27 protein-coding genes (1 of these 27 running past the window's edge) are annotated in these 26,135 nt (G+C 61.8%); 16 read left to right on the top strand and 11 right to left on the bottom strand.

What is annotated here, in order from left to right; translation table 11 throughout:
• The 5 genes from PYR65_RS01340 to PYR65_RS01360 form a co-directional block, all read left to right on the top strand.
• Positions 1 to 1,414, top strand: the 3' portion of a protein-coding gene (locus PYR65_RS01340; RefSeq protein WP_276119599.1) for an ABC transporter permease. Its footprint begins 275 nt before the window's first position; the window shows 1,414 of its 1,689 coding nt (coding positions 276–1,689); its start codon lies off the left edge, out of view; its stop codon occupies positions 1,412 to 1,414.
• A gap of 12 nt (positions 1,415 to 1,426) precedes the next feature.
• Entirely contained in the window at positions 1,427 to 2,077 is a 651-nt protein-coding gene (locus tag PYR65_RS01345) for an ATP-binding cassette domain-containing protein (protein ID WP_276119600.1), read from the top strand.
• Between the two features lie 17 nt (positions 2,078 to 2,094).
• Positions 2,095 to 4,557 carry an ATP-dependent helicase HrpB gene (gene hrpB, locus PYR65_RS01350; RefSeq protein WP_407951298.1) on the top strand — a complete coding sequence of 821 codons (2,463 nt, stop codon included), beginning with the start codon at positions 2,095 to 2,097 and terminating at the stop codon, positions 4,555 to 4,557.
• A gap of 54 nt (positions 4,558 to 4,611) precedes the next feature.
• Positions 4,612 to 5,916 (top strand): ActS/PrrB/RegB family redox-sensitive histidine kinase, encoded by a 1,305-nt coding sequence (locus PYR65_RS01355; protein ID WP_060640351.1) that lies wholly within the window; start codon positions 4,612 to 4,614, stop codon positions 5,914 to 5,916.
• A gap of 78 nt (positions 5,917 to 5,994) precedes the next feature.
• The gene (locus PYR65_RS01360; protein ID WP_276119601.1) at positions 5,995 to 6,579 is read left to right on the top strand and encodes an ActR/PrrA/RegA family redox response regulator transcription factor; all 585 of its coding nucleotides are present in this window, start codon (positions 5,995 to 5,997) and stop codon (positions 6,577 to 6,579) included.
• Positions 6,580 to 6,582: 3 nt separating this feature from the next.
• Here PYR65_RS01360 and PYR65_RS01365 read toward each other — a convergent pair whose 3' ends face one another.
• Positions 6,583 to 7,122: an MmcB family DNA repair protein gene (locus PYR65_RS01365; protein WP_276119602.1), complete on the bottom strand. Its 540-nt coding sequence runs from the start codon at positions 7,120 to 7,122 to the stop codon at positions 6,583 to 6,585.
• 181 nt (positions 7,123 to 7,303) lie between these two features.
• On the opposite strand from PYR65_RS01365, the gene PYR65_RS01370 reads away from it, so the two are divergent.
• From PYR65_RS01370 to PYR65_RS01380, 3 genes are all read left to right on the top strand, one after another.
• Complete coding sequence (locus PYR65_RS01370; RefSeq protein WP_060640348.1) at positions 7,304 to 7,966, top strand: L,D-transpeptidase; 663 nt, start codon at positions 7,304 to 7,306, stop codon at positions 7,964 to 7,966.
• A 264-nt stretch (positions 7,967 to 8,230) separates the two neighbouring features.
• Positions 8,231 to 9,160, top strand: coding sequence for a sulfurtransferase (locus tag PYR65_RS01375; RefSeq protein WP_407951264.1), 930 nt, complete (start codon positions 8,231 to 8,233; stop codon positions 9,158 to 9,160).
• A 78-nt stretch (positions 9,161 to 9,238) separates the two neighbouring features.
• Positions 9,239 to 10,399 (top strand): YeeE/YedE family protein, encoded by a 1,161-nt coding sequence (locus tag PYR65_RS01380; RefSeq protein ID WP_276119603.1) that lies wholly within the window; start codon positions 9,239 to 9,241, stop codon positions 10,397 to 10,399.
• Positions 10,400 to 10,468: 69 nt separating this feature from the next.
• Here the strand turns inward: PYR65_RS01380 and PYR65_RS01385 are convergent, their stop codons facing one another.
• Together PYR65_RS01385 and PYR65_RS01390 are read right to left on the bottom strand one after the other, a co-directional pair.
• Positions 10,469 to 12,637, bottom strand: a complete 2,169-nt coding sequence (locus tag PYR65_RS01385) for a malate synthase G (RefSeq protein ID WP_276119604.1) — start codon at positions 12,635 to 12,637, stop codon at positions 10,469 to 10,471.
• Positions 12,638 to 12,746: 109 nt separating this feature from the next.
• Positions 12,747 to 14,747 (bottom strand): hydantoinase/oxoprolinase family protein, encoded by a 2,001-nt coding sequence (locus PYR65_RS01390; protein WP_276119605.1) that lies wholly within the window; start codon positions 14,745 to 14,747, stop codon positions 12,747 to 12,749.
• A gap of 141 nt (positions 14,748 to 14,888) precedes the next feature.
• Here PYR65_RS01390 and PYR65_RS01395 point away from each other — a divergent pair, with 141 nt between their 5' ends.
• Positions 14,889 to 15,503: a hypothetical protein gene (locus PYR65_RS01395; RefSeq protein WP_276119606.1), complete on the top strand. Its 615-nt coding sequence runs from the start codon at positions 14,889 to 14,891 to the stop codon at positions 15,501 to 15,503.
• A 41-nt stretch (positions 15,504 to 15,544) separates the two neighbouring features.
• On the opposite strand, the gene PYR65_RS01400 is transcribed toward PYR65_RS01395, so the two are convergent.
• From PYR65_RS01400 to hslV, 4 genes are all read right to left on the bottom strand, one after another.
• Positions 15,545 to 16,495: a DUF1402 family protein gene (locus tag PYR65_RS01400; protein ID WP_407951265.1), complete on the bottom strand. Its 951-nt coding sequence runs from the start codon at positions 16,493 to 16,495 to the stop codon at positions 15,545 to 15,547.
• A gap of 369 nt (positions 16,496 to 16,864) precedes the next feature.
• Positions 16,865 to 18,172, bottom strand: a complete 1,308-nt coding sequence (gene hslU / locus PYR65_RS01405; RefSeq protein WP_060640345.1) for an ATP-dependent protease ATPase subunit HslU — start codon at positions 18,170 to 18,172, stop codon at positions 16,865 to 16,867.
• 15 nt (positions 18,173 to 18,187) lie between these two features.
• Complete coding sequence (locus tag PYR65_RS01410) at positions 18,188 to 18,685, bottom strand: GNAT family N-acetyltransferase (RefSeq protein ID WP_276119607.1); 498 nt, start codon at positions 18,683 to 18,685, stop codon at positions 18,188 to 18,190.
• Positions 18,675 to 19,199 (bottom strand): ATP-dependent protease subunit HslV, encoded by a 525-nt coding sequence (gene hslV / locus PYR65_RS01415; protein ID WP_060640343.1) that lies wholly within the window; start codon positions 19,197 to 19,199, stop codon positions 18,675 to 18,677. Before hslV ends, PYR65_RS01410 begins: the two co-directional genes overlap by 11 nt.
• A 221-nt stretch (positions 19,200 to 19,420) precedes the next feature.
• On the opposite strand from hslV, the gene hisB reads away from it, so the two are divergent.
• Genes hisB through coaA form a run of 7 tightly spaced genes read left to right on the top strand, consistent with a single transcriptional unit; the run spans position 19,421 to position 24,038 of the window.
• Positions 19,421 to 20,029 (top strand): imidazoleglycerol-phosphate dehydratase HisB, encoded by a 609-nt coding sequence (gene hisB, locus PYR65_RS01420; RefSeq protein WP_060640342.1) that lies wholly within the window; start codon positions 19,421 to 19,423, stop codon positions 20,027 to 20,029.
• Between the two features lie 27 nt (positions 20,030 to 20,056).
• The gene (locus tag PYR65_RS01425) at positions 20,057 to 20,533 is read left to right on the top strand and encodes a DUF2628 domain-containing protein (RefSeq protein ID WP_276119608.1); all 477 of its coding nucleotides are present in this window, start codon (positions 20,057 to 20,059) and stop codon (positions 20,531 to 20,533) included.
• Complete coding sequence (gene hisH, locus PYR65_RS01430) at positions 20,533 to 21,183, top strand: imidazole glycerol phosphate synthase subunit HisH (protein ID WP_276119609.1); 651 nt, start codon at positions 20,533 to 20,535, stop codon at positions 21,181 to 21,183. The genes PYR65_RS01425 and hisH overlap by 1 nt, the downstream gene beginning before the upstream one ends.
• A gap of 1 nt (position 21,184) precedes the next feature.
• Positions 21,185 to 21,928, top strand: a complete 744-nt coding sequence (gene hisA / locus PYR65_RS01435) for a 1-(5-phosphoribosyl)-5-[(5-phosphoribosylamino)methylideneamino]imidazole-4-carboxamide isomerase (RefSeq protein ID WP_276119610.1) — start codon at positions 21,185 to 21,187, stop codon at positions 21,926 to 21,928.
• Positions 21,925 to 22,701, top strand: coding sequence for an imidazole glycerol phosphate synthase subunit HisF (gene hisF / locus PYR65_RS01440; protein WP_276119611.1), 777 nt, complete (start codon positions 21,925 to 21,927; stop codon positions 22,699 to 22,701). Before hisA ends, hisF begins: the two co-directional genes overlap by 4 nt.
• Before the next feature lie 19 nt (positions 22,702 to 22,720).
• Positions 22,721 to 23,035, top strand: a complete 315-nt coding sequence (locus PYR65_RS01445) for a phosphoribosyl-ATP diphosphatase (RefSeq protein WP_276119612.1) — start codon at positions 22,721 to 22,723, stop codon at positions 23,033 to 23,035.
• A gap of 7 nt (positions 23,036 to 23,042) precedes the next feature.
• Positions 23,043 to 24,038 (top strand): type I pantothenate kinase, encoded by a 996-nt coding sequence (coaA, locus tag PYR65_RS01450; RefSeq protein ID WP_060640335.1) that lies wholly within the window; start codon positions 23,043 to 23,045, stop codon positions 24,036 to 24,038.
• 4 nt (positions 24,039 to 24,042) lie between these two features.
• Here the strand turns inward: coaA and PYR65_RS01455 are convergent, their stop codons facing one another.
• From PYR65_RS01455 to arfB, 4 genes are all read right to left on the bottom strand, one after another.
• Entirely contained in the window at positions 24,043 to 24,654 is a 612-nt protein-coding gene (locus tag PYR65_RS01455; RefSeq protein ID WP_276119613.1) for an alpha-ketoglutarate-dependent dioxygenase AlkB family protein, read from the bottom strand.
• A gap of 8 nt (positions 24,655 to 24,662) precedes the next feature.
• Positions 24,663 to 25,103, bottom strand: coding sequence for a hypothetical protein (locus tag PYR65_RS01460; RefSeq protein WP_276119614.1), 441 nt, complete (start codon positions 25,101 to 25,103; stop codon positions 24,663 to 24,665).
• A 2-nt stretch (positions 25,104 to 25,105) separates the two neighbouring features.
• On the bottom strand, positions 25,106 to 25,579 hold the full coding sequence (gene lysM, locus PYR65_RS01465) for a peptidoglycan-binding protein LysM (RefSeq protein WP_060640332.1): 474 nt from the start codon (positions 25,577 to 25,579) through the stop codon (positions 25,106 to 25,108).
• An 85-nt stretch (positions 25,580 to 25,664) separates the two neighbouring features.
• Positions 25,665 to 26,099 (bottom strand): alternative ribosome rescue aminoacyl-tRNA hydrolase ArfB, encoded by a 435-nt coding sequence (gene arfB / locus PYR65_RS01470; protein WP_276119615.1) that lies wholly within the window; start codon positions 26,097 to 26,099, stop codon positions 25,665 to 25,667.
• Positions 26,100 to 26,135 lie beyond the last annotated feature (36 nt).

Below are 26,135 nucleotides of genomic sequence, written 5' to 3' on the forward strand. Positions count from 1 at the left end.
GCGCATCCAGCATATGGTGTCGCCGCTATTGGCCGTTCCGCATGCGGCTGCAGCCTTCGGTCTTGCCTTCCTTGCCGCCCCGTCCGGACTGGTCATGCGTCTCGTGTCCCCTGGTCTCACGGGCTATACCAGTCCGCCCGACTGGCTGGTGCCGCAGGACCCGCTGGGATTGACGATGATGGCGGGGCTGATCGTCAAGGAAATGCCGTTTCTGTTTCTGGTGACCTTGGCGGCGCTGCCGCAATTGCCGCTCCTTGAAGCGCGGCAGCTGTCGGCCGGCCTGGGCTATGGCCGCATTCGGGGTTTCCTGATCAGCACCTGGCCGCTTCTCTACGTCCAAATCCGGCTGCCGGTCTTTGCCGTGCTCGCCTATTCAAGCTCCGTCGTCGATGTGGCGATGATCCTCGGCCCGGCGTTGCCTGCCCCGCTTGCGGTGCGCATTACCGGATGGATGGCCGATAGTGACCTGCGCATGCGGTTCCTTGCATCGGCCGGTGCAGTTCTGCAGCTCCTGCTCACGGTTGCGGCCATGGTGGCATGGCTGGCAATGGAGCAAGCCGGTTCCTTCCTGCTGCGGCGCATGTCGCAATCCGGCGTTCGCCGGGCTGATGACCGCGTGTTGCGCGGGGTCGCGGCCACCATGATCGCTCTCTCGGCGGCGCTGGTTTTCCTGGGCCTTGCAGTGCTCTTTCTCTGGTCAATTGCCGGTCTCTGGCCGTTTCCGGCACTTTTGCCGGATAGTGCTACGCTTCAGTCCTGGATGCGTGCCCTGCCGCAGGCCACCGCTGTGATTGCAACGACGATCTCGCTCGCCAGCAGTTCGGCCGCCATTGCCATGCTCCTTGCCATTGGTCTGCTCTGGCAAGGCGGTCATCGCGACCGTCCTGTCCTTAAAGGCCGCGTGTTCAGCGTTGTCCTCTATCTGCCGCTGATCGTGCCGCAGCTCTGCTTCGTCTTTGGCCTGCAGATCCTCAACGTTGGACTTGGGGTCGACGCGTCCATGCCGCTCCTGGTTTTCGTGCACCTGATTTTCGTTTTGCCCTACGCCGTGCTGTCGCTATCGCCGCCCTGGCAGGCGCTCGACCGGCGTTACGACATGCTGGCGGCAGGGCTTGGCAAATCGCCGTGGCAGATCCTGATCCATATCCGCCTGCCGATGCTGACGCGGGCCTGCCTCACGGCTTTTGCCGTTGGGTTTGCAGTATCCGCCGGGCTCTACCTGCCCACGCTTTTGATCGGCGCCGGGCGCATCGTCACCATCACCACCGAGGCCGTTGCGCTGTCGTCCGGTGGCGACCGGCGTGCCATCGGCGTCTATGCGCTGTTGCAGACGCTCGTTCCCTTTGCAGGATTTCTGATTGCATCGCTGGTGCCGCACTTGCTATTCCGCGACCGGCGCGCGATGAGGATTTGAATGAAACCCGATATGACAGACGGACTGCATCTGGAGGCGATTTCCATCGCCCTGAACGGCCGGATGCTGCTCTCTTTGTCGGCGCATGTCCGGCCCGGCGAGATATTGACGGTTATGGGGCCGTCCGGCTCCGGCAAATCGGCGCTGCTTGCCGCTCTCGGCGGTTTTCTCGATCCGGCTTTTACCGCGAGCGGCCACATCCGTATCGATACCGACGACCTGACCGGTGTTGCGGCGGAAAAGCGCCGTTGCGGCATGCTGTTTCAGGATCCGCTGCTGTTTCCGCATCTCTCGGTCGGCGGCAACCTGCTGTTCGGATTGACGCCGTCCATTGTCCGGCGCGAGCAGCGGCGGCGCATGGTGGAGCAGGCATTGGCCGATGTGGAGCTTGAAGGCTTTTTCGATCGGGATCCGGCCACGCTGTCGGGCGGCCAGAAAGCCCGCGTGGCGCTGCAGCGGGTGATGCTGTCGGCGCCTCGGCTGCTTCTGCTCGACGAGCCCTTTTCCAAACTCGACAGTGGCCTGCGGCAGCAGACGCGCAATCTGATCTTTTCCCGCGCCAAATCCGCCCGGCTGCCGGTCGTTCTGGTCACCCATGACCAGGCGGATGCCGAAGCGGCAGGCGGCGAAATTCTTGTCATCGGCGAGGAGGCCGGCCGATGAGCGTGACGGCGATGAGCATGGCAGGGATCCTGCCCGACCTGCCCGTGCGGGCGATCCTGCCGCAGCTCGGCGAGGCTTTGAAGACGGCGCCCGCCGTCGTGCTTTCGGCGCCGCCAGGAGCGGGCAAGACAACGCTGGTGCCACTGTTTCTTCTCGATCAGCCCTGGCGTGGCGAGGGCAAGATCATTCTTTTGGAGCCGCGCCGGCTGGCGGCCCGCGCCGCTGCCGGGCGCATGGCAAGCCTGCTTGGCGAAAATATCGGCGATACCGTCGGCTATCGCATGCGGCTCGATAGCCGGATTTCGGCGAAGACCCGCATCGAGGTGGTCACCGAAGGGGTGTTTGCGCGGATGCTGCTCGACGATCCGGAATTGCCGGACGTGGCGGCGGTGCTGTTTGACGAGTTCCACGAGCGGTCGCTGGATGCGGATTTCGGATTGGCGCTGGCGCTCGATGTGCAGCAGGCGCTGCGCGACGACCTGAAGCTGATCGTCATGTCGGCGACGCTGGATGTCGATCGGGTGGCGCAGCTCTTGGGCGGGGCACCCGTCATCGAGAGCCAGGGGCGCAGTTTTCCGGTGGATGTGCGCTACCGCGAGCGGGCATCGACCGAGCGTGTCGAAGACGCCGTGACGCGGGCCATTGTCGAGGCGCATCGCGAGGAAGCGGGCTCGATCCTCGCTTTCCTGCCCGGACAGGCCGAAATCACCCGCACTGCCGAGCGGCTGGCGGGCCGGTTTGGCGCAGACACCATCATCACGCCGCTGTTCGGCAATCTCAGCCAGAAGGAGCAGGACGCGGCGATCCGCCCGGCAGCGGCGGGAACCCGCAAGATCGTGCTGGCCACCTCGATCGCCGAGACCTCCATCACCATCGATGGCGTGCGCATCATCATCGATAGCGGCCTGCAGCGGCTTCCGGCCTTCGAGGCATCGACGGGGATTACCCGGCTGGAAACCGTGCGGGTATCGCGCGCCTCCGCCGATCAGCGGGCGGGCCGCGCCGGGCGCACGGAGCCCGGGATCGCCATCCGTCTCTGGCATCAGGGTCAGACGGCAGCCCTGCCGGCATTCACGCCGCCGCAGATTCTTGCAAGCGACCTGTCGGGCCTTGTGCTTGATCTCGCCCATTGGGGGGTTACGGATCCTGCGGGCCTTGCCTTTCTCGATCCGCCGCCCGCAACCACATGGCAGGAGGCAAAGGCTCTGCTGGGTCAACTGGGCGCGCTCGATCCCAATGGTGCGCTGACCGCACGGGGAAAGCAGATCCGGCAGCTGGCTTTGCCGCCCAGGCTTGCCGCCATGGCGGTTTCGGCGGCAGAGGAGGGCCAGGCCTATGAAGCCTGCCTGCTGGCCGTGGTTTTGACCGAGCAGGGGCTGGGCGGAAACAGCATCGATCTGGAAGACCGGCTGCGCCGTTTCAAATCCGAGCGCGGCGACCGTGCAGACGCCTCGCGCGGGCTCGCCCGGCGGATGGCCAAGGGCCTGAGCGATGCCAAACAGACCAGCGATCCGGTTCAACCCGGCATTCTCCTGATGCAGGCCTTTCCGGACCGCATCGCCCTGCAACGCGGCGGACGCGGGCGCTTCGTGATGGCCAATGGCCGGGGAGCGGAACTGCCGGAAACCGAGCGGCTGGCGGGTGCCGCCATGCTTGTGATCGCCGACCTTACGGGCCGCGCCGGCGGGCAGCGTCTTCTGGCTGCGGCGGAAATGTCCCGTGCCGATGTAGAAGCGCATATGCCGCAGGCGATCGTCCAGGAGGACCAGACCTTTTTCGACCGGCCGAGCCGGCAGGTCCGGGCGCGGCGGGTGACGCGGCTGGGCGCCATCATTTTCGACGAAACGCCGCTCAGCAAGCCGAAGGGCGAGGCGGCGGCCCGGGCGCTTGCCGATGGCGTTCGCCAGCTGGGGCTTGCGGTCCTGCCCTTTTCCAGGGAAGCCGCGCAATTGCGCGACCGCATCGGCTTTCTCCATCGCACACTCGGCGAGCCCTGGCCCGATATGGCGGATGACAGCCTGCTGAAGCGGCTTGACAATTGGTTCGTGCCATTCCAGCGGGATACGCGCGGTATCGACGACATCAATGCAGGCAGCCTGTCGGAAGGGCTGCAATCGTTGGTGCCGCACGATGCCGCCCGCGATCTTGCAAAGCTGGCGCCGACGCATTTCGAAGCGCCGACCGGGCAGCGCCACCCAATCCGCTACGACGGCGACGAGCCGGTCCTGTCGATCCGGGTACAGGAGCTGTTCGGGCTGAAGACGCATCCGGCAATCGGCGGGGGCCGCTTGCCACTGCTTCTGGAACTGATTTCGCCCGGTCACAAGCCGATGCAGACGACGCGTGACCTGCCGGGCTTCTGGGCCGGGTCCTGGAAGGATGTCCGCGCCGATATGCGCGGCCGGTATCCGAAACATCCCTGGCCGGAAGACCCGGCAAACGCCATGCCGACGACACGGGCGAAACCGCGTGGTACATGAGGCTGGGGCCTCACAATGAGTGAGGCCGGCATGGCATTGACGACAGGATACCGGATGACAACCGCCGCACTCGACGGGGAAGACGCTACGACAAGCCGGGTTCTGCGCCTGCAGACGATCGTGCGGCTGCGCTGGCTGGCTGTCGGCGGACAATCGATCGCGGTGATGATCACCGCCTTCTGGCTGCAATTTCCGCTGCCGCTGATTGCCTGCTGCTCGTTGATTGCGCTGCTTGCCTGGGTGAATGCCTATCTCACCATCCGCTATCCGCCGACGCACCGGCTGCAGCCGCCGGCGGCCTTTGCATTGCTCGGCCTCGATCTTGCCCAGCTGACGGCGCTTCTGTTCATTACCGGCGGGCTTGCCAATCCGTTTGCGCCGCTGGTCTGCGTTCCCGTCATCATCTCGTCTGCCTCGCAGCCGAAATGGCATAGTATCGCGCTGGCACTCCTTGCCATTCTCGGCATTACCGGGCTCGCCTTCTCGCCCTTCCCCCTGCCCTGGTATCCCGGTGTCGTGCTTCTGGTGCCGACGGTTCTCACGGCCGGTATCTGGTTTGCCATTGTTTCGACCACCGCTTTTGCCGCCTTCTACACCTACCGTGTCTCGCTGGAGGCAAGCGAACTTTCCGAAGCTCTGACGGCGACGGAGCTGGTTCTGCAGCGGGAAAAGCATCTTTCACAACTCGACGGTCTTGCGGCTGCGGCCGCCCACGAGCTTGGTACGCCGCTTGCCACGATCAGTGTCGTTGCCAAGGAAATGGAGCGCGAACTCGGCAATGATCCGCGCTTTGGCGAAGACGTGCATCTGTTGCGCAGCCAGAGTGAGCGCTGCCGGGACATCCTGCGGCGGTTGACGACGCTGTCGTCGGAGAACGAAGCGCATATGCGCCACCTGCCGCTGTCGTCGCTGATCGAGGAGGTGATGGCGCCGCATCGCGAGTTCGGCATCCAGATCAATCTTGTCGAACGCGGCGACCGCGCCAAGGAGCCGGTCGGCAACCGCAATGCCGGCATTCTCTACGGGCTCGGCAATCTTTTGGAAAACGCGGTCGATTATGCCAAAAAGGAAGTGACCGTGACGGTCACCCATACGCCGGCGATCGTTTCGGTTGTCATCGAGGACGACGGCGACGGCTATGCGCCGGATATTCTCAGCCGCATCGGCGAGCCCTACGTGACGAAGCGCCAGAAGGATGACAGTGCCGGGGGTCTGGGCCTTGGATTGTTCATCGCCAAGACGCTGCTGGAGCGTTCGGGCGCCAAGCTGAGCTTCGAAAACGGTGGCCCGGACAAGCCCGGTGCCCGCGTCAGCGTCGAATGGCCGCGCATCCTGATGGACGCAAATCTGTCGAAATGACTTTACGGCGTTTTGAACCGGGAATATGCGAACTTACGTAGAGTGCATGAACCAAGAGACGGCACCGAGGATTGCGACATGACGGAAAAACTCCCCGAACAGGCCGGCGAAACGCCGACGGACGCCTCGCTGATCGGCACTGACACGTCCCTGTTGATCGTCGATGACGACGCGCCTTTCCTGCGCCGCCTGGCGCGCGCCATGGAAACCCGCGGCTTTGCCGTCGATATCGCCGAATCCGTTGCCGAAGGCATTGCCAAGGCGAAGACCCATCCGCCAAAATATGCGGTGGTGGACCTGAGGCTTGGCGACGGCAGCGGTCTCGACGTGATCGAGGCGATCCGCACGCGCCGCGACGACACACGCATCATCATGCTGACCGGTTATGGCAATATCGCCACCGCCGTCAACGCGGTGAAACTGGGCGCGGTCGATTACCTCGCCAAGCCTGCCGATGCCGACGATATCTTTGCCGCCCTCGTACAAAGGGCCGGCGAGCGCGCCGAACCACCGGAAAATCCGATGTCGGCCGACCGGGTTCGCTGGGAACATATCCAGCGCGTCTACGAAATGTGCGAGCGCAACGTGTCGGAGACCGCCCGCCGGCTCAACATGCATCGCCGCACGCTGCAGCGCATCCTGGCCAAGCGCGCGCCGAAGTAACGGTTACGCTCCGCTGTCGCCGTCCAGCGAGCCGGAAACGATATCGCGCATGTTCGGGCTGGTATCGCCGGCCCTGTCGGCCGACCATTCCGCCAGCATCAGGCGCTGGGCCGCGACCCGGGCAAAGTTCAGCGTGACGGATTTGCGCGTCGGCGCTGCAAGCCTGTGGTCCGGTGCATCGCGGATCATCTCCGCGTCATAGCCATCCGACAGAAGCAGCCCGCATTCCTGCGGAAAAATATCGAGCGGCACGCCGTTATGCGTGGCGAAATAGAGCCTGTCGGAATGCATCCGGTAGTCCGGCCATTTGCGGTCAACCCTGAAATCCTCGATCGAGGTCTTGATTTCGACGATCCAGATATCGCCCTTTGGCGAAATGGAGATCAGATCGGCACGCCTGCCGCTGGCAAGCGTCAGCTCCGGCAAGACGGCGTGACGCATTTCATGCAAGTACCGCTGCACGCCGCGGCGCACCATGAGTGCGCGCTGCGACTGCCGGCCGTCGATCAAAGGACTATCGTTGTGGATAGAGAGAATCGCCATGCATTAAACTCTGGCACAAGGCGGCTTTTGTTGCAAAAAAACACTCCGTGGAGTTTTCGGATCACCCAGCCGCAATGTTGCCCCGCATTCACTTGCTTTCGGGATGTTAATCGAAAATAAACCATAATCGCTGATGGTCAAAACGACCCAGATATTCTTAACTTCATTTTAAGAGACACCCATGCGCTTCCGCAATGCAGTTCTGCTGTGCAGCCTCGCGGCTACACTCGCCTTGGCCAGTTGCTCCACGGCGCCGATCTCTCCCATCGGCGAAAAAGTAGCGACAAATCAAATCTTCTCCGATGGATACGGCCCGGTCGAAGATCACGGCTACGCCCTTCCGGCGATCCCGATCAACAAGGTCAACGAGCGTTTTCACCGCCAGATCGTCGATTACGCCACAGCTGAAAAGCCCGGCACGATCATCGTGAACACGCCGAATCGCTTCCTCTATTTCGTTCTGCCCGGCGGCAAGGCCGTGCGTTATGGCATCGGCGTCGGCAAGGCCGGCTTTGCATGGGAAGGCCGCGCCTATGTTGCCTGGAAGCAGGAATGGCCGACATGGCATCCGCCGAAGGAAATGGCCGTGCGCAAGCCGGACGTTGCCCAATATGTCGAGAACGGCATGGGCCCTGGCCTGCGCAACCCGCTCGGCGCGCGCGCCATGTACCTGTTCAACGATGAGGGCAAGGACACGCTGTTCCGCATCCACGGTTCGCCGGAATGGGCCTCGATCGGCACCGCCGCTTCGTCCGGCTGCATCCGCATGATCAACCAGGATATCATCGACCTTTATGCCCGTGTCCGTCCGGGCAAGAACACCCACGTCATCGTTCAGCAGTAACGCTGATTTTAACGCCAGACGTCGTCAAATCCCCGGCTTGTCCGGGGATTTTTATTATGTGGACGAGGATCGCGCCTCCACGACACCATCTACATTAGAAATTACTGTATTTCTCGCCGGATGGTCGCGTTAGACATCGACAGACATAATCTTTAGTTTCTCAAATTTAATATCCATAAAATTTATAGAATTTATTTTCTTGGCCGTCGTCGCGATGCCGGGCATGTTGCCTTGCATTGCACTTCAAGCTGAGGAGAGAATGACATGACGGCAATCAAAGGCATGACTGTACTTGCAGCCGCCGCGCTCACGTCCGCAATGTTTGCGGGCTCGGTGCTTGCATCGGATGCACTGGTCGATTCCAAATGGGTGCAGGACAATTTAGAAAATCCGAAAGTGCGGATATTCGAGGTCAGCGTCGATACCGGTGTCTATGAACGCGGTCATATTCCCGGCGCTGCACATCTCAATTGGCACACGGACCTCGTCGATCCGCAAAAGCGCGACATTGCCAGCCGCGAGGCTTTCGAGAAAACCCTTCGGGATGCGGGCGTCGATAAGGACACGACGATCGTTCTCTATGGCGACAATAACAACTGGTTTGCCGCCTGGGGCGCATGGGTATTTGAGGTCTACGGTCTCGGCAATCAGGTGAAACTGCTCGACGGTGGCCGCAAGCTCTGGGAGGCACAAGGCCTGCCGCTGGATACGGCCTTACCGGATCATGCCGATTCGACGTTGACGCTTGCCGACCGCGACAACTCGGTGAGAGCGCGTTTCGTTGACGTGGTCGCCGTTGCGGAAGGCAGGAACGACGCCAAGCTCATCGATATTCGCTCAGCGGATGAATATGCCGGCAAGATATTTGCGCCCGAAGGCGTCAAGGAGCTTTCGGTCCGCGCGGGCCATATTCCAAGCGCCGTCAATGTTCCCTGGGGCAGGATCGTCAAGGAAGACGGCACCTTCAAATCCGAAGACGAGATCAAGGCGATCTATGCGGAAAAAGGCATTGATGGCTCAAAGCCCGTCATCACCTATTGCAGGATCGGCGAACGGTCGAGCCACACCTGGTTCGCGCTCAAGAAGATCCTCGGCTATGACGTCAGCAATTACGATGGGTCGTGGACGGAGTATGGGAATGCCGTCGGCGTTCCGGTGACCAATATTGCCGGAACGGTCTGGACCGGAAAATAGTGCTGTCTTCCAACATCAAGGAGCGGGTGGACGCGGTACAGGTCCGCCCGCACCTCGATGTCTGACCATCGGATCATCATGCCAATCCTTGCTTCCCGTAGCCTGTCGCTCCTGATCGTGGCGGCCCTCATCGCCTGGGGCATCTGGCTGGCGCAGGATGCCGCTGGGCGCGTCCTGTCGTTTTCGCTGCTCACCGGCAGTGCCTTCGGCATCGTGTTGCAGCGGGGCCGGTTCTGCTTTCTCTGCAACCTGCGCGACTTCGTGGAAAGGCGCGACGCGGCCGGGCTCGTCGCCATTCTGTCGGCGCTGGCGGCAGGCATCGTGCTCTATCAGGTCATATTGGGCGCCTGGGTTCCTGTACCGCAACCGGATCGCCTGCCGCCCGGCGCCCATATCGGGCCGGTCGGGCTGGTTCTGGCAGCGGCGGCCTTTGCGTTCGGGCTTGGAATGGCCATCTCCGGCTCCTGCCTGTCGGCGCATCTCTACCGGCTGGGCGAAGGCGCTTTCGGCTCAATCGTCGCACTTGCCGGTGCGGGTCTCGGATTTTTGCTTGGCTTTTCCACCTGGAATTTCCTCTACACTTCTACAGTCTTTAATGACCCGCCGCTCTGGCTTCCGGGCATTTTCGGCTACGCGGCCGCGTTGGGCATCAGCTTGTCGGCTTTGGGGCTCATTGCCTTTCTGGTGCTTCGCCGTGCGCAGCGCCCGGAAAACGGCCTATCCCCTCCCCAGCCTTTCGAGGCCATCTTCATCCGGCGCTGGCCACCCGTCATCACGGGCCTGCTTGTCGCCGTGATCGGCGCTATCGCCTATCTTCGCGTTGCCCCTCTCGGCGTGACCGCCGAACTCGGCAGCCTGGTGCGGACAGCCGGTCTTTCCGCAGGTCTTGTTCCGGAGACACTTGTGGGTCTGGATACGGTGCGCGGTTGTCTCAGCGCGGTGAAGACGGCTGTGCTGTCACCAAACGGGGTTTTCGTCATCGGGCTCGTCCTGGCGAGCCTCAGTTCTGCGCTTGCCAGCGGCCAGTTCAGACCATCCTGGCCAAACGCCGGTGGACTTGCTGCGCGCTTTGCCGGCGGTGTCCTGATGGGATGGGGAGCGATGACCGGGCTCGGCTGCACGGTCGGCGTCCTTTTATCCGGGATCCAGGCGGGCGCCGTTTCAGGATGGGTCTTTCTGATTTCCGCCACCGCCGGGGCGCTTGCAGGCCTCACTGGCCTGCGCCGTCTCGGCGCTTGAGCAGGGACGCCATGTCCGGACGCACAAGCACCGTCCGGACATATCAGAACGCGCTTTTTACGCGGCAGGTCAGGCCGCCTCGCTCGCCTTCAGCTCCAGGCGGCGGCGGTGGAGGACCGGTTCGGTATAGCCGTTTGGCTGCTCGCGGCCTTTCAGCACCAGTTCGAGCGCTGCCTGGAAGGCGATGGAGCCGTCGAAATTACCCGCCATCGGCGTATAGACCGCGTCGCCTGCATTCTGACCATCGACGACTGCTGCCATGCGCTGCATCGTTTCAACGATCTGTGCCTCACTGACCACCCCATGATGCAGCCAGTTGGCCATATGCTGGGCGGAGATGCGCAGCGTGGCGCGGTCTTCCATCAGGCCGACATTGTTGATGTCGGGCACCTTGGAGCAGCCGACGCCCTGGTCGATCCAGCGCACGACATAGCCGAGTATCCCTTGCGCATTGTTGTCCAGCTCGCGCTGGATTTCCTCTGCCGTCCAGTTCGGGCGCGAGGCGACCGGGACAGAGAGGATATCGCTTAGTTTTGCCCGCGCCCGGCTTTTCAGGTCGTTTTGAACGGCTGAGACATCGACCTTGTGATAATGGGTCGCGTGCAGCGTGGCCGCCGTTGGCGAGGGAACCCAGGCGGTGTTGGCGCCGGCCTTCGGATGGGCGATCTTCTGTTCCAGCATTGCCGCCATCAGGTCGGGCATGGCCCACATGCCCTTGCCGATCTGGGCATGGCCGGACAGGCCGCATTCCAGGCCGATGTCGACATTCCAGTTTTCATAGGCCGCAATCCAGGCGGCCTGTTTCATGTCGCCCTTGCGGATCATCGGACCCGCCTCCATCGACGTGTGCATCTCGTCGCCGGTACGATCGAGGAAACCCGTATTGATGAACACGACCCGTTCCTTGGCGGCGCGGATACATTCCTTGAGGTTGACCGTCGTGCGGCGCTCCTCATCCATGATGCCCATCTTTATCGTATTGTCAGCCATGCCGAGCGCCTTCTCAACGCGGCCGAAGATTTCGGATGCGAAGGCAACCTCTTCCGGACCATGCATCTTCGGCTTGACGACATACATCGAACCTTCGCGCGAATTCATCCGGCGGCCGTTCGGGCCGATGTCATAAAGCGCGATCAGGCCGGTGATCACAGCATCCATGATGCCTTCCGGGACCTCGTTGCCGTCGCGGTCGAGGATGGCCGGATTGGTCATCAGGTGACCGACATTGCGCACCAGCATCAGCGCGCGGCCCTTCAGCGAGATTTCGCCGCCTTCAGGCGCTTCAAAGTCCAGATCCGGATTAAGCTTGCGGGTGAAAGTCTTGCCGCCCTTGGAGACCTCTTCCTGCAGGTCGCCCCGCATCAGGCCAAGCCAGTTGCGATAGACGACGATCTTGTCTTCGGCATCGACGGCGGCAACGGAATCCTCGCAATCCATGATCGCAGTGATCGCCGATTCGAGAATGACATCGGAAATATGCGCGCCGTCATCCTTGCCCGTTGCCGTCGAGGCGTCGATGACAACATCGATATGCAGGTTGTTCTTCTTCAACAGAAGATGTGACGGCGCAGTCTTGTCACCCCGATAGCCGGCGAACTGGCTGGGATCGGCGAGCGTCACCGTGCCGGATGCGGTCGAGATCGACAGGGATGCGCCTTCAACGGCAAAGGCCGTGACGTCGCTCCAGCTGCCGGCCGACAGCGGCGCACTCGCATCGAGAAATCCACGCGCCCAGGCAATGACCTTCTGGCCGCGAACCGGATTGTAGCCCCTGCCCTTTTCGGCGCCGCCATCCTCGGCGATCGCGTCCGTGCCGTAGAGCGCATCATAAAGCGAACCCCAGCGGGCATTGGCGGCATTGAGCGCATACCGCGCGTTCATGACGGGAACGACGAGCTGGGGGCCGGCAATGGTAGCGATCTCGGGATCGACATTGTTGGTGGACACCGTGAAATCCGGGCCTTCCGGCAGGAGATAGCCGATTTCCTTCAGGAAACCTTCATAGGCGGCCATATCGACCGGAGCGCCATTCTTGCGATACCAGCCGTCGAGCTTTTCCTGCAGCGCATCGCGCTTGGCCAGCAGGTCGCGGTTCCTTGGAGCGAGGTCATGGACGATCTGCGAGAAGGCCGCAAAGAACCGGTCCACATCAACACCGGTGCCGGGCAACGCTTCCTCAACGAGGAATGCGTGCAGATCCGCATCGATTCCCAACCCATTCCTGTCAATCCGGCCCATCGGCAACTCCATGATTTAATGCTCTAATATGAGATGGCGCAGTCTCTCATGCTTTCATTCCCTGTCAATCCAGCAAGAATGCGAAGAATTATTTCCAAAACAGAACAAATCAATCATGCGCTATGCGTGGACGGCCGCTGGCGATGGCGGTGAACCTTGCCTCGACCAGCTTGCGGCTGCCCTCGATTTCCGGCGCGTCGATCTCTTCGCGCATCACCAGTACCGGCTCGTCGGCGCCGTTGGCACGCGCCGAGGCGAGTGCTGCAACCTGCGCCCGCTCGCGCGCGGCTGCGAAAGCCTGATCCTGATCGAGGAACCGGCTGCTCGGGCCGGCACCATTCACGATGAAGATACCCTCATCCGGCGCCGTGACAAAAACCGTGACGGAGGCGCGCACCTGGCCGACGATGGCGCCGACGGCATTGGCCACCCCGGCCTCGGCCGGGATCTGCGATTGCGCACCCAGCATCTCGGCGATTGCCGGATAATAAACCGGCGCGGACGCACCGAGACCGACCAGCGGCCGATCGAGCGACAGCGAAAAGGCGACAATGCCGGGTTCGCGCTTCAGCGCCCGGTCGACAGCCAGCGACACCGCCGGATCGATGGCTGCACCGTCTTCCGCAAGGCAGGAGGCGAGAATGACTTCGGCCGACTGGCGGGTGAGCCGGGCGACGATCATGTCCGAAAGCGCCTCGGCGGAGGCTGCAATCGGCTTGCCGGAGCCGTCCTTGACCCGTGCGGCCAACTCGGCGCCCAGCCTCGCGGCCGTAGCGTTCCACTGATCCTGGCGTCCGAGCACATGCATGGCATCCGACGGCGTGAGGCCGCAGATATGGACGAGACCGCGCGCCACCAGCCTATCCAGGGTCGCTTTCTGCAAGGTGCTGGTCAAAAGGCTTTCCAGCGCCACCGGCACGGCACCGATCCGCTCATACAGCGCCGTTTCCTGTGGCTGGAGGCCGCTTGCCAGATGATCGGGAAGTCCGGTTCGCACTGCCAGGCGGCCATCATGGCGGCCGACATGGGCGGTGCGCAACTGCCGCTCCAGCACGGAAATGACCGCTTCCTCATGCGCGACAGCGGCAAGGCTGAGCGGCAGGAACCGGCGTGGACCGAGATCGATCTTTGCTTGCAGCCCGCGATCGTTGATGCGGACCTCCGAATCGCCGCCGAGACCGAAAGTGCGCATCGCCACGGCCTCGACCATGGTTCGGAACCCGCCGACCACAGCGCCTTCGCCATCCAGACGCGGACGGCCCTGGTCGAGCACCGCCACATCCGTGGTGGTGCCGCCAATATCGGAGACGACGGCATTGTCGAGACCTGTCAGATGCCGCGCGCCGACCAGGCTTGCCGCCGGGCCGGACAGTATGGTTTCGATCGGCCGCAGCCGGGCTTCCGCCGCCGAGATCAGCGCGCCATCGCCGCGCACCACCATCATCGGCACATCAATGCCACGCGCCTTCAGAAAACCCTCGCAGGCGCCGATCAGGCGGTCGATCATCGAGACCAGGCGGGCATTGAGCAACGTTGTCAGCGCCCGGCGCGGACCGCCGAGCTTGGAAGACAGCTCGTGGCTGCAGGTGACCGGCAGATGCGAGACTTCGCGGATGCGGTCGCGTACTCGCTGTTCGTGAGCCGGATTACGCACGGCAAAATAGCCGGCAACGGCAAAGGACGCGACCTCTGTTGCAAGCTGCGGCAAGGCTTCGTCGAGCAGCGTCATATCCAGAAGCGTCTCGCCGCCATGCACATTATGGCCGCCAGGCAGGAAGATCACCGGATCGGTTCCCAGCGCCTCCTGCAGACCGTCACGCTTCAGATCATCCGGTCCAAAACCGATCATCACGAGGCCCGCGCGCCCGCCCTGGCCTTCGACCAGCGCATTGGTAGCCAGCGTCGTCGACAGCGACACCAGGCCGATGGCCGATGCTGATGCTTTGGCCTGTTTCAGCACGGCTTCGACCGCGCCGGCAATGCCGACCGAGAGATCGTGACGCGTGGTCAGCGCCTTTGCCTTGGCCACGACGCCGTGGGTCTCGCTGAAAAGCACCGCGTCGGTATAGGTTCCACCGGTATCGATACCGAGGAGAAGATGGTCAGTCACGAGAGCGTCCATTCGGGCAGGACCGGAAACCCGGCTTCAAAGGATATCAACGAGGTGATATGACATCTTGCAGCGAAAGGCTATCGCTTCGCCGACAGGGACGGCGAGGCTGCGCGACAGAGCGGAAATAAGGATGATGGCATGACCGGCTTCTCACGCACGCTCTTCCACGTCCTCGCGATTGCAGGCGTTGCATGCCTCTCACTGCCCGTCCTTGCGCAAGATACCGACGACGAGGAGTACAAGCCGGTGCTTCCGGACGTCGGCATCTACAAGGCGATGCTCGATGCCAACAAGCAGACCGGGTGGATCCAGTTCCGCAATTACGACGACAAGCAGCTGATCTATTTCACGGCGCTGCAGACCATGCATTGCCGCCTCTCGGAAATCCGCTATTCGATCAATTCCGACGCGCTCGACAAGCGCTTTCCGCTGGGCACCTGCAATCCGCAGATCCCCTTCAACCTGCCGGACAGCGACACCAACGAGTATATCTATATTTCTCTGCAGGCCGGCGAGGCAAAGACGCTCGCCATCCAGGCCGTCTGGGACGATGGCGCCGGCAGCGAGATCGTCGTCTACAAGCCCTGCGAGGGCGTTGGGGACGCGACCTGCGCCGCAATCAAAACGATCAAGCGACCGAAGAAGCAGATGCAGGAACCGGTGGCGACGGATTCGCCGATCCGCGCCGTGCAATCGGAAACACCGGGAAAAACGTTTGTGGCGCCGCCAGCCTCATCGGCAGCCCGCCCCTAGATCGCAAGGCGGCCGCTCGCAGCGGCGCATTCGGCAAGTCGCTAAAGCAGAGCCTTGAGTTCTGCGAGCTTGTCGTTGACCAGCCAGCCGTAATAATTTTCCTCCGGCCAATGCACATCGCCACCCTTGTTTCTCGCGGCCAAGGCGGCGGCGCGCTGATCGGGGTTGCCGACATTGTAAAGCGTCGAGGTAACGCCGGGATTATCGGAAATATCCATACCGGCGATCGACTTGTAGGCGTCGATCGAGTGGCGGATCGAGGCGGCCATATAGGCGAGCGACTGGTCTGGATCCATGATGGCCTTGTAGACGCCAGCGGCATCGTTTTCGTCCAACCGTTCAAAACCGGAGACACGCGACACCATATCGGTCAGCATCAGGGCCGTCAGCGGGTTGATCTGGCCAAGGCCAAAAGTCTGGCCAGCAAAGAAGGGCTGAAAGAACACCGCGCTGAAGCGATTGTTCGGATAGGCGGTGCCGCCGACCCTATTGCCGCGAAACTGGTTGTCCCAGACGCTCTCGCGGCAGCTCCACAGCGCATAGGAGCTCTTCTTGCTCTGACATTTGGAAAATTCCGGACGCGCCACGAACTGCGCCACCGTTTCGCCCTCATAACCGAAGCGGAAACTGTCGCCGGCATAGGCGGCGGCCTTGACGTAATAGGACTGCAGCCGGTCATAGGCATCAACGTTATATGTATGCTCGCCGACGATGGCGCCGATCATGTGGATCGGATCGATGCCATAGGCGCGCGCTGTCGATTTGATCTTGCTCATCAGCTTGCCGTCATTGGCAAGCAGATTGTGGACCTTCTCGTATTTGGCATCAAACGAGGTTCTGCCGGCCTTGGTGCGGCGCACGGATGCGCCGGGAACACCCGGCTGCTCCTGATACCGGTTGCCTTCCGGGACCACACGAATGCCGTCCGCAAGGGCCGGGCCGGTAACGGCCATGATAGCCGCGACGAGAAGCATCTGAAGAATGGGGCGCACGCTGTGTTTCCTGTGAACCTGTCTGAACGTTCCTGACGTGCCGGGACGCATGCGGCAAAATCGTGTCGGAATCATGCCCGGCACGGACAAGGTTTATCGCGTGCGGGTAATGCAAACAAGCCGGGCATCGGTTTGCGGATGCATCACCCCCATCCTTCGTCATCCCCGGGCTTGACCCGAGGACCTCTTTCCGCAGCCCATTTGATGGAATTTCAGTTTTCGACAACGGGCCATCCGGCTCCATCGCAGATCCTCGGGTCAAGCCCGAGGATGACGGAGGGTGGGATAGAGCCAAGCAACCGCTTTTTGCGCTTCCCGGCGGCCTGACAGAAGCAGTCAATAGACAGTTTCTACAGGTTTGCGCGCGCCTTACAGAATGTAGCGCGACAAATCCGTATTGGCGGCGAGATCGCCGACATGCTTCTGCACATAGTCCGCATCGATCGTCAGTGCCTCGCCAGACTTGTCCGGAGCCGCATAGGAGATCTCATCGAGGACCCGTTCCATCACCGTCTGCAGACGGCGCGCGCCGATATTTTCGACGCTGGTATTGAGCTTGACCGCGACATCGGCCAGCGCATCCAGTGCGTCTTCGGTGAAATCCAGATTGACACCTTCGGTTTCCAGAAGCGCCTTGTACTGGCGGATCAGGCTGACTTCGGTTTCCGTCAGAATGCGGCGGAAGTCTTCCTTGGTCAGCGCCTTCAGCTCGACGCGGATCGGCAGGCGGCCCTGCAGTTCCGGCAGGAGATCAGACGGCTTGGAGACATGGAAGGCGCCAGATGCGATGAACAGGATATGGTCGGTCTTCACAGGCCCATATTTGGTCGCGACCGTCGTACCTTCGACGAGCGGCAAAAGATCGCGCTGCACGCCTTCACGGGAAACGCCGGCACCCATGCCGCCATCGCGGGCGGCGATCTTGTCAATCTCGTCGAGGAAGACGATGCCGTCATTTTCCGCCGAACGCACGGCTTCGCGCTGGATCTCCTCATTGTCGAGCAGCTTGTCGGATTCGTCGTTGATCAGGATGCCATAGCTCTCCTTGACCGTGGTGCGGACTTTTTTGGTGCGCTGGCCCATGGCCTTGCCGAACATTTCCGACAGGTTCAAAACGCCGATATTGGCCCCGGGCATGCCGGGGATTTCGAAGCCGCCGCCGGGCGTTGCCGTATCGGCGATCTCGATATCGATTTCCTTGTCATCGAGCTCGTTGGCCCGCAGCTTCTTGCGGAAACTGTCCCGGGTGGCGGGTGAGGAGGTCGCGCCGACCAGGGCATCGAGCACGCGCTCTTCGGCGTTCAGATGCGCCTTGGCCTTGACATCGGCGCGCTTCTTTTCGCGCACCAAGCCAATCCCGACCTCGACGAGATCGCGGATGATCTGCTCGACATCGCGGCCGACATAGCCAACCTCGGTGAATTTCGTCGCTTCGACCTTGATGAAAGGGGCTCCGGCGAGTTTGGCCAGACGGCGGGAAATCTCCGTCTTGCCGACGCCGGTCGGTCCGATCATCAGGATGTTCTTCGGCATCACTTCGTCGCGCAGCTCATCGGAGAGCTGCTGGCGGCGCCAGCGGTTGCGCAAGGCGATGGCAACGGCGCGCTTGGCGTCGTGCTGGCCAATGATGAACCGGTCGAGCTCCGACACGATTTCGCGGGGTGAAAATGTGGTCATGGCAAATCCGTTTCTTCAGATTTTGTCCAGCACCATGACATGGGCAGGACCGTAAATGGAATGGCGTGTCTCAAGGAAACGGAAGCCCGCTTTCCCGTAGGCACGAATGGCTTGCGCATTCTGCGGATCGGGATCGATCACGATGCGCGATGCGCCGCTAGCAAACAGGTCGGCGCAGAACTGGCGGATGATTGCGCTGCCATGACCCTTTCCGGTCAGATCAGGCTCGCCGATCGAAATATCGATGCCGAGCGTGCCCGGCGGCTGGTCCTGATAGGGATGCTCAGGCTCCAGATGCGGATCATAGCTCTGCAAATAGGCGACCGGCACACCGTCCAGCTCGACGATCAACGGGCGCGTTTCCGCGCTGGTCATTGCAGCTTCGATGCCTTGAAGCTCTTCGTCCGGATCGCCCCACCATTTCGCGACATGCGGCTCGGCGAGCCAGCGGCGAAGCAGCGGGAAATCCTCCCGGCGCACGTCGCGGAAATGATAGCGCGGATCACGCGGCATCGAGCTTTTCGACCACGACATTGCCATTGGTGTAGACGCAGATATCGCTGGCGATCTCCATTGCCCGGCGGGCGATCTCTTCGGCCGACTTGTCGGTATCCATCAATGCCCGCGCGGCGGCAAAGGCGTAATTGCCGCCCGAGCCGATCGCGATCGTGCCGTGTTCGGGTTCAAGCACATCGCCATTGCCGGTGATGGCCAGTGTGATCGACTTGTCGGCCACCAGCATCATCGCTTCCAGATTGCGCAGATATTTGTTGGTGCGCCAATCCTTGGCCAGCTCGACGGCGGCGCGCATCAGCTGGTCGGGATATTGTTCGAGCTTGGATTCGAGCCGCTCCAGAAGCGTGAAGGCGTCGGCGGTCGCGCCGGCAAAACCGGCGATGACGTCGCCCTTGCCAAGGCGGCGGACCTTGCGCGCATTACCCTTCATCACGGTCTGGCCGAGGCTCACCTGGCCATCTCCGGCCATCACCACCTGTCCGCCCTTCCGGACGGTAATAATCGTTGTCATGAAACCACCCTGCCCGGTTTCCGGGCCTTTCGAAGAGCCGCACACCGGCCCTGTTGAAACCTATGTAAGAGCGCTTTTGCCGATTGCAAATAGCCCGCCATCGCATGCTCCGGCGTTTGGAACTCCGGCCTGTTTCGCGCCTGCGAGAATCATGGCGGCAGTTCTGGATATTTCGCCCACCGCCTGATAAGGAGCGGCTCTATTACATTCGGGAGAACCTGATGGCCGACAAGCAAGTGAGCCGCACCGGAAGCGTTTCGCGCAAGACCAACGAAACCTCGGTGACCGTGTCCGTCAATATCGACGGCACCGGCACGTCGCGGATTGCGACCGGCGTCGGCTTTTTCGACCATATGCTGGAGCAGCTTTCGCGCCATTCGCTGATCGACATGGATATCGTGGCAGACGGCGACCGCCATGTGGACGATCATCACACCGTCGAGGATACCGGCATCGCCATCGGCCAGGCACTTTCCAAGGCGCTCGGCGACCGGCGCGGCATCACCCGCTATGCCTCGCTCGATCTTGCCATGGACGAAACGATGACCCGCGCTGCCGTTGATGTTTCCGGCCGGCCGTTCCTCGTCTGGAACGTCGATTTCTCCGCCCCCAAGATCGGCACATTCGACACGGAGCTGGTGCGCGAGTTCTTCCAGGCCTTGGCCCAGCATGGCGGCATCACGCTGCATGTGCAGAATATCTACGGCGCCAACAACCATCATATCTCCGAAACCTGCTTCAAGGCCGTTGCCCGCGTGCTGCGCACGGCAACAGAGATCGATCCGCGCCAGGCAGGCCGTGTTCCTTCCACCAAGGGAACGCTGGTCTGATCCGGCCCATAGTGAAAGTTGGCTGATATGGCCTCCTATCTGGTTCTGACGTCTCCCGGCGCTCCAAAGAGCGATGACAAAGCGCGCTTCATCGCCGACAGGTTTTCCTGGATCGCCTTCGTCTTTCCGGCATTCTGGCTGCTGTTCCAGCGCCAATGGGTGGCTGGTATCGCTGTTGCCCTCCTGCAGGGGCTCATAGCCTTTGCGACGCCCGAGTCAAGCGCGGCCGGTTTCCTGATCGAGCTGGCTTTGCGCCTTCTTGTCGCGCTCGAAGGTCCAGCCTTCGTTGCCAGCCGCCTGCAGGCAAGGGGCTGGACGATGCAGGCGATCGTCACCGCCGACGATCTGGTAACAGCCGAAATGATCTACAATCACGAGGCGGCTGAAACCACGCCTGTCGCAGCTGAAACGGCGTGGCAACCGCCGGTGCTGCCGGTGGCCGTTGCAAAGCCCGCCGATGGCCGGGCCGCTGTCGGCCTGTTTGAACATTATGGAGAACGCTGATGCGCGTTGCGATCATCGATTACGGATCTGGCAATCTGCGCTCGGCCACCAAGGCATTTGAGCGGGCAGTGCGCGAAGCCGGGATCACGGCTGATATCGAACTCACCGACAAGGCCGACCGCGTTGCCAGCGCCGACCGGATCGTCCTTCCCGGCGTCGGCGCCTATGCCGATTGCCGCCGCGGGCTCGATGCCGTCGATGGCATGCGCGAGGCGCTGAACGAGGCCGTGGAGATTTCCGGCCGCCCGTTTCTCGGCATCTGTGTCGGCATGCAGCTGATGTCATCGCGCGGGCTTGAAAAGACCACCACGGAAGGATTTGGCTGGATCAAGGGCGACGTCGTCAAGATGGAGCCTTCCGATCCCACACTGAAGATCCCGCAGATCGGCTGGAACACGCTGACGCTGAACAAGCCGCATCCACTGTTTGAGGGGATCAGGACGGGTACCGACGGGTTGCATGCCTATTTCGTCCATTCCTACCATCTCGCCGTCGAAAATCCGGACGACCTGATTGCCACCACCGCTTATGGCGGCCCGGTGACGGCATTTGTTGCACGCGGCAACAAGGCCGGCGCTCAGTTCCATCCGGAAAAAAGCCAGACGCTCGGCCTCGCCCTCATCTCGAATTTTCTGCGCTGGAAACCCTGACATGATCCTTTTTCCCGCCATCGACCTCAAAGACGGCCAGTGTGTTCGCCTCAAGCTCGGCGACATGGAGCAGGCAACCGTCTACAATGCCGATCCCGGCGGGCAGGCCAAGGCCTTCGAGGACCAAGGGTTCGAATGGCTGCATGTGGTCGATCTCAACGGCGCCTTTGCCGGCGAAACCGTCAACGGGGCTGCGGTCGATGCGATCCTGCAATCGACGAAGAACCCGGTGCAGCTGGGCGGCGGCATCCGCACGCTCGATCATATTGAAAACTGGCTGTCGCGCGGCCTTGCCCGCGTCATTCTCGGCACCGTCGCCGTGCGCTATCCGGCGCTGGTGATCGAGGCCTGCAAAACGTTTCCCGGCAAGGTCGCCGTCGGCATCGATGCCAAGGGCGGTAAGGTGGCTGTCGAGGGCTGGGCGGAGGCTTCCGAACTCGGCGTCATCGAACTGGCACGCAAATTCGAAGGCGCCGGCGTTTCCGCGATCATCTATACCGATATCGACCGCGACGGCATCTTGACCGGTATCAACTGGGATTCGACACTGGAACTGGCGGATGCCGTTTCCATCCCGGTCATCGCTTCGGGCGGCCTCGCCTCGATGGACGATATCCGCCGCATGGTGCAACCGAACGCCGCCAAACTCGAAGGCGCAATTTCCGGCCGAGCGCTCTATGACGGCCGCATCGATCCGGCGGAAGCGCTGGCGCTGATCCGTAACGCCAAAGGACAAGCGGCATGACCCTCAAAGCCCGCGTTATCCCCTGCCTCGACGTCAAGGACGGCCGTGTCGTCAAGGGTGTCAGTTTCCTCGATCTGATCGATGCTGGTGACCCCGTCGAATCGGCCAAGGCCTATGATGCGGCCGGTGCCGATGAACTCTGTTTCCTCGATATCACTGCGTCTTCGGACAATCGTGACACGATCTTCGACGTCGTTGCCCGCACGGCCGATCATTGCTTCATGCCGCTGACCGTTGGCGGCGGCGTGCGCAGTGTGGCCGATATCCGCAAGCTTCTCCTGGCTGGTGCCGACAAGGTGTCGATCAATTCAGCTGCCGTCAGCAATCCGGACTTCGTTGCCGAAGCGGCCGACAAGTTCGGCAACCAGTGCATCGTCGTCTCGATCGATTCCAAGAAAGTGTCGCAAGCCGGCGAGGAGGACCGCTGGGAGATCTTCACCCATGGCGGCCGCCAGGCAACCGGTATTGATGCCGTCACCTTTGCTGAAAAGATGGTGAAGCTCGGCGCCGGCGAGCTGCTGCTCACCTCGATGGACCGCGACGGCTCGAAGGCGGGCTACGATATCGCGCTCACACGCACGATTGCCGACCGTGTGTCCGTCCCGGTCATCGCGTCCGGCGGCGTCGGCACGCTCGATCATATGGTCGAGGGTATTCGCGACGGCCATGCGACGGCGGTGCTGGCGGCCTCGATCTTCCATTTCGGCACCTATAGTATCGGCGAAACCAAGCGCTATATGGCAGAGCATGGCATTGCCATGCGGCTCGATTGAGCCTCAGGATAGAAGACAGATGAGCAATTTCAGCCTTTCCGATCTCGAAGCGATCGTTGCCTTGCGGGCCAAGGCTTCGCCGGACGAATCCTGGACAGCCAAACTGGTGGCCCATGGGCAGGCGAAGGCGGCCAAGAAGCTGGGCGAGGAAGCGGTGGAAACCGTGATTGCCGCCATTAGCAACGACCGCGCCAACCTGGTCGCGGAGAGCGCCGATCTGATTTATCATCTTATGGTCGTATTGAAAATTGCTGACATTCCATTGCAGGATGTGATGAACGAACTTGAGCGGCGGACAAGCCAGTCAGGGCTCCAGGAAAAGGCAAGCCGGTAGACACGTCATGACAATCGTCGCCAAAGAGATCGCGCCGGCCGATATTCCGGATCATTTCGACAACAAGGACTATTCGCCCTACCGGTTCTTTTCCGCCGAGGAATGGTCGCATTTCCGGGCCGATACGCCGCTGACGTTGTCGGCCGACGAGGTCCAGCGGCTGCGGTCGCTGAACGACCCGATCGATCTGAGCGAGGTCCGGCGCATCTACCTGTCGCTGTCGCGTCTCCTGTCCACCCATGTGGAATCCTCGCAACGGCTGTTTGCCCAGCGCCAGCAGTTTCTCAGCATGTCGAACGACGCCAAGACGCCGTTCGTCATCGGCATTGCCGGTTCCGTGGCGGTTGGCAAATCCACCACGGCGCGTATTCTGGCCGAGCTCCTGTCACGCTGGCCATCGAGCCCGAAGGTCGATCTGGTGACCACAGACGGCTTCCTCTATCCCAACGCGACATTGCTGCGGGACAATATGATGGACCGCAAGGGCTTTCCGGAAAGCTACGATATTGGTGCGCTGTTGCGCTTCCTGTCGGCGATCAAGGCTGGGCAGCCGAATGTCCAGGCGCCAACCTATTCGCACCTGACCTATGATGTGCTGCCCGACCAGTTCCAGGTCGTGGACCGGCCGGATATTCTGATTTTTGAGGGCATCAACGTCCTGCAGTCGCGCCATTTGCCGGCCGATGGCAAGATCGTGCCGATGGTCTCGGATTTCTTCGATTTCTCGATCTATATCGATGCCGAGGAAAGCCTGATCCACACCTGGTATGTCAACCGCTTCATGCGCCTGCGCCAGACGGCCTTCCGCAATCCGGAATCCTTCTTCAAGCGCTATGCGCAGGTGAGCGAGGACGAAGCGCTGGCGATCGCCGAAGGGCTTTGGCAGAACATCAACCTGAAGAACCTGCGCCAGAACATCCTGCCGACGCGGCCGCGCGCCGACCTGATCCTGCAAAAAGGCCCCAACCACCTCACCGAGACGGTGGCGCTGCGCAAGCTCTAACGCTTTAAAGCGTGACACGGCGGAGCGTCAGGTTGATCCGGCCGCCCTTCTTCAACAGCGTCGATGTGTTCGGGTAGATCTTGTCGACGCCATGAAAGGCGAGCCGCCCCTCGCCGCCGAGAACGACGATATCGCCGCTCGACAGCTTGAACGACAGCGTTCCGCCGCTGCGCTCGGTATTGCCGACGCGAAACAGGCAGCTATCCCCAAGCGAAATCGATACGACGGGCGTTTCCAGGTCTTTTTCGTCACGATCCTGGTGCAGGCCCATACGGGCGTCGTCAGCATAGAAATTGACGAGGCAGGCCTCGGGTTCCTTGGAGGTTCCAGAGACGGTGCGCCAGATGTCCAAAAGCGCATCGGGTATTACCGGCCAGGGCTTGCCGGTGACGGGATGCAGCGGCTGATAGCGATAGCCGCGCTCTTTGTCCGTTACCCAGCCGAGAGACCCGCAATTGGTCATCCGCACGGACATCGGCTTGCCGGTGCGCGGCATCACCGGCACGTAGAGCGGGGCATCGGCAACGATCGCGCGGATGTTTTCGACGAGGGCCTCCTGGCGCGGCCGGTCGAGAAAACCGGGAATATGCCGGATACCCTTTGGCAGAACCTGCATCGGAAAGCCTATTCCAGCCCGAGCAAAGCAGCCGGGACGCCATAGCGTTGCTGCCAATCGGCATAGCCGACATCCGTCGGCCCGACCATATGATCGATCAGGTTCCACCGGCCGGCCTGAAAGCCCATCAGGCCATAGACCGTAAGCCCATCCATCATATCGCTTTCACCGGCAAAGCCGGTCTCCTCGGGATCGATCGCGCCGCCACCCGGCCGTTGCGGCTCGACCTGAACGAAGGCCCAATTGGGCGTCACCCGGATGGTGGTGACGACGAATTCGACGGGTCCGCGCATCTCTGCCTCGACGGCGGGGCGCAAGGTATCCATGATGGCCGCCCGCTCCGCCGAGCCCTTGGCGGGCTCGCGGAACGTCAGGGCCAGCGCAGGCCCGCTGATTGCCATCATCATGACGGCAACGGCAATCGACAAAACTGCGCCGGCTGTTTTCATGATCAGGCCTGATCGAGAGCCGGAATACGCAGGACCTGGCCGGGATAGATCTTATCCGGATGGGTCAGCATCGGCTTGTTGGCTTCGAAGATGACGGTGTTCTTCGCGCCCTTGCCCTTGCCATACTGCGCTTCGGCGATCTTCCAGAGGTTGTCGCCCTTTTTCACCGTGTAAAAGACCGGGTCCTTGGCTGCTGCGGGGGTGGCTGCGCCATCGGCCACCTTCAGGTCGGCCGCTTCTACCTTTGAAATCCCGAGCGTATTGCCCACCGCAACGACGGCCTTTTCAAAGGCGGACTGGTCCTTCACCACGCCCTTGAGCACGATCTTGTCGCCCTCGACCGCCACATCGACCTTGTCGGTGCCGAGATCGTGGGACGCCAGCTCCTTCTTCACCGCTTCGACATCCGGCGCATCGTCATCGCCGCCGATGCCGAGCTTCTTGCCGGCATTCTTGATAAAGCTGAACAGACCCATGGCGCATCTCCTTTTGCGGGTTTCTTCAACCCCAACAGAGTGCAGTGATGCGGAAAAAACAAGGCCCGGATGAAAATTGCGGCGATCAATCGTTTTCCGGACGGCCGCGCATCTTCTTGACTTCGCCGCGTCCGGTCTTTTCCTTCAGGCGGCGTTCGATCGATCCCTTGGTCGGTTTGGTCTTGCGTCGCGGCGGCGGCGGCGGTTCGGCAGCCTTAAGTATCAGCTCCTTTAGCCGCTCGCGCGCATCCTCGCGGTTGCGCTCCTGGCTGCGAAACCGGCTCGCCTCGATCATCAGCACGCCATCCTTGGAGACCTTGCGGCCGGCCAGCTTGATGGCATTATCGCGCACCCGCTCCGGCAGGGCTGGCGAGGCGGCGAGGCCATAGAACAGCTGCACCGCCGTCGAGACCTTGTTGACATTCTGGCCGCCGGGGCCGCCGGCCAGCACGAATTGCTCCGTCAGCTCCCAGCCGGCGATGACAATGCGGTCGTTGATGTAGAGCGGATCGCTGGCCATGGTGTTTCATCCTTCCATCGCTCTATCTCACAGGAT

This window comes from Pararhizobium qamdonense (assembly GCF_029277445.1).
GTDB classification, from domain to species: domain Bacteria; phylum Pseudomonadota; class Alphaproteobacteria; order Rhizobiales; family Rhizobiaceae; genus Pararhizobium; species Pararhizobium qamdonense.

Bases quoted from the DNA above. Each gene is read 5' to 3' on its own strand.
- PYR65_RS01345 (WP_276119600.1), top strand. From the start codon at position 1,427: ATGACAGACGGACTGCATCTGGAGGCGATTTCCATCGCCCTGAACGGC.
- hrpB (WP_407951298.1), top strand. From the start codon at position 2,095: ATGGCAGGGATCCTGCCCGACCTGCCCGTGCGGGCGATCCTGCCGCAG.
- PYR65_RS01355 (WP_060640351.1), top strand. From the start codon at position 4,612: ATGACAACCGCCGCACTCGACGGGGAAGACGCTACGACAAGCCGGGTT.
- PYR65_RS01360 (WP_276119601.1), top strand. From the start codon at position 5,995: ATGACGGAAAAACTCCCCGAACAGGCCGGCGAAACGCCGACGGACGCC.
- PYR65_RS01365 (WP_276119602.1), bottom strand. From the start codon at position 7,122: ATGGCGATTCTCTCTATCCACAACGATAGTCCTTTGATCGACGGCCGG.
- PYR65_RS01370 (WP_060640348.1), top strand. From the start codon at position 7,304: ATGCGCTTCCGCAATGCAGTTCTGCTGTGCAGCCTCGCGGCTACACTC.
- PYR65_RS01375 (WP_407951264.1), top strand. From the start codon at position 8,231: ATGACGGCAATCAAAGGCATGACTGTACTTGCAGCCGCCGCGCTCACG.
- PYR65_RS01380 (WP_276119603.1), top strand. From the start codon at position 9,239: ATGCCAATCCTTGCTTCCCGTAGCCTGTCGCTCCTGATCGTGGCGGCC.
- PYR65_RS01385 (WP_276119604.1), bottom strand. From the start codon at position 12,637: ATGGGCCGGATTGACAGGAATGGGTTGGGAATCGATGCGGATCTGCAC.
- PYR65_RS01395 (WP_276119606.1), top strand. From the start codon at position 14,889: ATGACCGGCTTCTCACGCACGCTCTTCCACGTCCTCGCGATTGCAGGC.
- hslU (WP_060640345.1), bottom strand. From the start codon at position 18,172: ATGACCACATTTTCACCCCGCGAAATCGTGTCGGAGCTCGACCGGTTC.
- PYR65_RS01410 (WP_276119607.1), bottom strand. From the start codon at position 18,685: ATGCCGCGTGATCCGCGCTATCATTTCCGCGACGTGCGCCGGGAGGAT.
- hslV (WP_060640343.1), bottom strand. From the start codon at position 19,199: ATGACAACGATTATTACCGTCCGGAAGGGCGGACAGGTGGTGATGGCC.
- hisB (WP_060640342.1), top strand. From the start codon at position 19,421: ATGGCCGACAAGCAAGTGAGCCGCACCGGAAGCGTTTCGCGCAAGACC.
- PYR65_RS01425 (WP_276119608.1), top strand. From the start codon at position 20,057: ATGGCCTCCTATCTGGTTCTGACGTCTCCCGGCGCTCCAAAGAGCGAT.
- hisH (WP_276119609.1), top strand. From the start codon at position 20,533: ATGCGCGTTGCGATCATCGATTACGGATCTGGCAATCTGCGCTCGGCC.
- hisA (WP_276119610.1), top strand. From the start codon at position 21,185: ATGATCCTTTTTCCCGCCATCGACCTCAAAGACGGCCAGTGTGTTCGC.
- hisF (WP_276119611.1), top strand. From the start codon at position 21,925: ATGACCCTCAAAGCCCGCGTTATCCCCTGCCTCGACGTCAAGGACGGC.
- PYR65_RS01445 (WP_276119612.1), top strand. From the start codon at position 22,721: ATGAGCAATTTCAGCCTTTCCGATCTCGAAGCGATCGTTGCCTTGCGG.
- coaA (WP_060640335.1), top strand. From the start codon at position 23,043: ATGACAATCGTCGCCAAAGAGATCGCGCCGGCCGATATTCCGGATCAT.
- PYR65_RS01455 (WP_276119613.1), bottom strand. From the start codon at position 24,654: ATGCAGGTTCTGCCAAAGGGTATCCGGCATATTCCCGGTTTTCTCGAC.
- PYR65_RS01460 (WP_276119614.1), bottom strand. From the start codon at position 25,103: ATGAAAACAGCCGGCGCAGTTTTGTCGATTGCCGTTGCCGTCATGATG.
- lysM (WP_060640332.1), bottom strand. From the start codon at position 25,579: ATGGGTCTGTTCAGCTTTATCAAGAATGCCGGCAAGAAGCTCGGCATC.
- arfB (WP_276119615.1), bottom strand. From the start codon at position 26,099: ATGGCCAGCGATCCGCTCTACATCAACGACCGCATTGTCATCGCCGGC.